At 73.0% G+C, this 4903-nt stretch carries 2 protein-coding genes and 1 pseudogene; 1 reads left to right on the top strand and 2 read right to left on the bottom strand.

Annotation, left to right across the window (positions count from 1 at the left end):
* The coding region (locus tag B9S61_RS28850; protein WP_258039905.1) for a S8 family serine peptidase at positions 1-651 on the bottom strand (651 nt) is incomplete at its 3' end.
* A 73-nt stretch (positions 652-724) separates the two neighbouring features.
* On the opposite strand from B9S61_RS28850, the gene B9S61_RS28845 reads away from it, so the two are divergent.
* Entirely contained in the window at positions 725-4048 is a 3324-nt protein-coding gene (locus B9S61_RS28845; protein ID WP_103544865.1) for a right-handed parallel beta-helix repeat-containing protein, read from the top strand.
* 64 nt (positions 4049-4112) lie between these two features.
* On the opposite strand, the pseudogene B9S61_RS41135 reads toward B9S61_RS28845, so the two are convergent.
* Positions 4113-4903 (bottom strand): annotated as a pseudogene (locus B9S61_RS41135) (hypothetical protein); the annotation flags it as partial.

The following is a 4903-nucleotide window of genomic DNA, read 5'->3' as shown; positions in this document are numbered from 1 at the left end:
GTGGTCGTAGGCGGCCTGGAGGTGGAGCAGGGTCTGGTGGGCGGCGGTGAGTTCGGTCCTGCCGGCGGGCAGGGCGTGGCCGACGTAGATGACCTGTGCGCCGCGGTCCGCCGCCGTCCGTATGCCGGCGGCCACGCGTTCCGCCGAGGGGACCCCGCGGTCGTCGGTGCCGGTCAGGGCGAGGATCTCTGCCTGCGGGGCGGTCCCGGTGATGCCGCTGCCCTTCTCCGGCGCGGCGGCGATCAGTCCGGCGGCGAACGTGCCGTGGCCCACGCAGTCCCCGGCCGCCCCGTCGGCGGCCTCCACCCTGCCGGACAGGCTGGGGACGCCGGGGGCCACCCCGGTGTCGACCACCGCGACGGTCACCCCGCCGCCGCGGGAGATCCGCTGGGCCCGGGACAGTCCGAGCGCCGTCTGGGACCACGCCGCTCCGGTGGCCGTCCGGTCCGAGGCCCCGGTGCACGGGTTGCCCTCGCCGAGCCGGACGGGAAGCGGGGGCAGCAGCGTGGCCCCCGGACCGTCGGCACCGGGGCCCGCCGACGGGGCGGCCGGCGCGGCGGGGAGGGCGAAGGCCGGCCCGCCGGTGACCGGCAGGACCACGGCGATCGCCAGCACGAGACCCGTACCCCGACGTTTCATGACATTCCGCATGAGCCGCATGATAAGCACACGAGATGTACGGCGTACAGCGCCAACCAGGCGCCAGCACAAGGAGGTTCGAGGCGTGGCACGTCACATACTCACGGTCGGCCCGGAACGGTCGGACGGCTTCCGGACGATCGGTGAGGCACTGGCCCAGGCCCGCACCGGGGCGGTGATCCGGGTCCGTCCCGGCCGCTACGCCGAGAACCTCGTCATCCGCCACCGGGTGACGATCGTCGGCGAGGGAGAGCCGGGCACCGTCGAGCTCTGCCCGCGGGACGGCAGCGCCGTCACCCTCATGGCCGACGCCGTGATGCTCAGCGCCCTGACCCTCCGGGGCCGCGACAAGGAGGCCGCGGTCGTGGACGTACCGGCCGGTCAGGCGGCCCTCGACGACTGCACCGTGACCGGTGCCGGATGGACGGCGCTGCTGGTCCGCGGCAAGGGCTCGCTGGCCGCCCGCGGCTGCCGGGTCAGCAATCCCGGCGGCGCCGGCCTCGTCGACTCCTCCGAGTCCGAAAGCGTCGTCGAGGGCTGCGTGTTCGAGAACATCGGCACGTCCGCCGTGGTGATCGGCGAGAGTGCCGGGCCCCTCGTCCGCGACTGCCGCATCCGGAGCGCGCGGGCCAACGGCATCCTGGCGAGCGGCGAGGCCCGCGGCACCGTGGAGGGCTGCGACATCTCCGGCACCGACAAGCCGGCCATCGCCCTGGAGGGCCACAGCTCGACGCGCGTGCTGCGGTGCGCCGTGCACCACACCTCGGTGGGCCTGCTGGTGACCAGCATGTCCCGCCCGGAGATCGAGGAGACGTCCTTCGAGTCGATCGCGCAGAGCGGCATCGTCATATCCGGCGGGGCCGACCCGGTGCTGCGCGGATGTGTCACCCGGCGCACGAAGACCAGCGGGCTGCTCGTCCTGGACCGCTCGCGCGGAACCCTGGAGGGCTGCTCGTTCCACGGCTCCACCGAGGCCGCCGTACGGGTCGTCGAGGGCGGCGCGCCGCTGCTGCGGGACACCGTGGTGAGCGACTGCGCCGACACCGGAGGCGCGGTGCAGCTCTGGGACGACTCCACGGCCGAGTTCGATCGCCTGGACGTGCTGGACGCGGCCGGCGTCGGCATCTCGGTGCGCTCCGCCGCCAACCCCCTGCTGCGCCGCGTCCGGGTCACCGGATCGGGCGGCCACGGCATCGAGTTCGGCGACGACGGCCGCGGCCGCCTCGAGCACTGCGAGATCGAGTCCGCCGGCGGCTGCGCGCTGAGCATCGACGACGACTCCGACCCCGAGATCAGCGACACCGTCCTCACCTCCGCCGCCCGCTCGGGCCTCCTCGTCGGCGAACGCGGACGGGGGACGCTGCGGGACTGCGAGATCGGTGAGAGCGCCGACGCGGGGGTCGGTGTGCGGGACGGCGCGGAGATCACCCTGGAGCGGGTCCGGGTGCACGGCTCGAAGGCCCACGGCGTCCAGGTGTCGCGCGGCGGCCGGGCCGTCCTCGACGCCTGTGAGATCACCGGCAGTACGGGCGACGGCGTACGGATCGACAGCGCCGAACCGGTCGACGTGACCCGGTGCGTCGTACGCGACAACCGGGGTGCGGGACTGCGCCAGAGCCGTGCGAGCGAGCGGCTCACGGTCACGCTGCTGACCAGCGCGGACAACGGGCTGCCCGACAGCTGGGGCGAGTCGGCCGGGCGAGCCGGCGAGGACGGCGCCCCGGTCGGGCCCGGCCAGGAGCCGGAGCCCGAGGGACCACTGGCCGAACTGGAGGCGCTCACCGGCCTGGAGAACGTCAAGCACCAGGTGAGCACGCTGGTCAACCTGAACCAGCTCGCGGAGCGCCGGCGCCGGCTGGGCATGCCGGTCCCGTCGATGAGCCGGCACCTGATCTTCGCGGGGCCGCCCGGCACCGGCAAGACCACCGTCGCCCGCCTCTACGGCAGCATCCTCGCGGACCTGGGCGTGCTCAGGAGCGGACACCTGGTCGAGGTCGCCCGCGCCGATCTCGTCGCGCAGGTCATCGGCGGTACGGCCATCAAGACCACCGAGGCGTTCAACAGCGCGCTCGGCGGCGTGCTGTTCATCGACGAGGCCTACACGCTCACCGTCGAGGGGACGTCCAACGACTTCGGCCGCGAGGCCGTCGACACCCTGCTGAAGCTGATGGAGGACCACCGCGACGACGTGGTCGTGGTGGCGGCCGGCTACTCCGAGCAGATGGAGTCCTTCCTGACCGCCAACCCCGGTCTCGCCTCCCGCTTCACCCGCACCATCGAGTTCGGCAACTACGCGGTGGAGGAACTGGTGACCATCACCGAGAGCCTCTGCCGCCGGCACCAGTTCGAGCTCGGGCCGCTGACCCGGGAGGCCCTCGCCGTACGCTTCGAGCAGATGACGCGCGACGCGACGTTCGGCAACGGCCGTGCGGCACGCGGTGTGTTCGAGGACATGGTGGACCGGCAGGCGTTCCGGCTCGCCGCCATGACCGACCCGGCGGAGAACGACCTGACGCTGCTGCTGCCGCAGGACGTCGGCGACGCGGAGGCGGCGGCCGTCGGCGGCGGCCCGGCACAGGACACCGGCGACACGTCCGACCCGATGGCCGAACTCACCGCCATGGTGGGGCTCGCGGCCGTGAAGCGGGAGGTCGCCGACCTGGTCAGTCTGCTGACCAACGCCCGCCAGCGGATCGCCGCGGGACTGCCCGCCCCCCGGATCAGCAACCACCTGGTCTTCAGCGGCCCGCCCGGCACCGGCAAGACCACCGTCGCCCGGCTGTACGCCCGGCTCCTGCACTCACTGGGGGTACTCCCCCGCGACTCCCTGGTGGAGGTGGCGCGGGCGGACCTGGTCGGCCAGTACGTCGGCCACACCGCCCAGCGCACCAAGGACGTCTTCACCAGCGCGCTGGGCGGGGTGCTGTTCATCGACGAGGCCTACACCCTGACCCCCGAGGGATCGTCCAACGACTTCGGCCGCGAGGCCGTCGACACCCTGCTGAAGCTGATGGAGGACCACCGCGACGAGATCGTGGTCGTCGTCGCCGGCTACACCGAGGAGATGGGGCGCTTCCTCCAGTCCAACCCCGGTCTGACGTCCCGGTTCTCCAAGTTCGTGACGTTCGAGGACTACAGCACGGACGAGCTGGTCAGCATCGTGTCCCGGCATGCCGCCACCTCCGGGTACGAATGCGCCGACGCCACCGTCGAGGCGCTGCGCGCCCATGTGGACGCCCTCCCGCGCGACCGGTCCTTCGGCAACGCGCGGCTCGCCCGGCAGTTGCTGGAGACGATGATGACGAGCCAGGCCCGCCGGCTGGGCGGCCTGAGCTCGCCCAGTCTCGCCGACCTCACCACGCTGCTGCCGGAGGATCTGCCGGCCCGGCGGCGGGAGGCCGCCCTGTGACCTTCTGAGGGCGGACGCCCGCCGGACCGGGCACCGGCGGGCGTCCGCTGCGCTGTCGCGCCCCTCAGAGGTTGAACTTGACGGACTCCAGCCACACGTCCGGACCCACCGAACCGCCGAATCTCCAGCCCTCGGACGACTCGCACAGATAGGCGCCCCAGTCGTGCCCGCCGAGCTTGTGGTGGTGGCAGACGTTGCCGTCCGCGACACCGATGGCGTAGCCGCTGAGGTTCGGCGCGTCCGGGGAGTCGCTGCCCAGCGTCAGGTCCGTCCCGTCGGCGGCGTCCGACCACGGGGTCGTCCACCCGTCCTTCTGGACGAACTCGTTGGCGGACACCCTCTGGGCGCCGACCACCGCGATGTTGATGGCGGTGATCGGCAGTCCCTTGCCCGACATGGCCCCGTCGCACCTCGGGTTCGTCCAGCCGGCGCCCTTCCTGTGGACCCGGTAGCAGATGTGCCGGCCGGAATCCTCGGCGGCCAGCCGCCGGACGGCGAAGGCGGCGGTGTTCGGCGGGAGCTCGGGGGCCTCGCGCTTCTCGGTCCGGACCTTCGCCTCCTCCTTCTTCTTCGTCTCCTTGGGCGACTCACTGACCGGGGCGGACGCCGGACTCGTCACCGGTACCGGCTTCTTGACGACGGGACTCGGCTTGGCGGACGGCTTCGAGGCCGAGGGCTCCGGGGTGGGCTCCGCCGGGGCATAGTCGCCCTTCGGCACCTCCAGGGACTCCTCCTCCAGCAGGGTGTCGGACCCGGCGGCCACCGCCACGTCGTCCTTCTTCTGCCGCGCGTCGTCCGTGGCCCAGATCAGCAGCGGCACGGCGAGAAGGACGACGCCCGCGATGCCGGCGGCGG

It is taken from the genome of Streptomyces sp. SM1 (genome assembly GCF_002910825.1).
Classification (GTDB): Bacteria; Actinomycetota; Actinomycetes; order Streptomycetales; family Streptomycetaceae; genus Streptomyces; species Streptomyces okerensis.
This window is presented reverse-complemented; position numbering and strand designations above follow the sequence as displayed.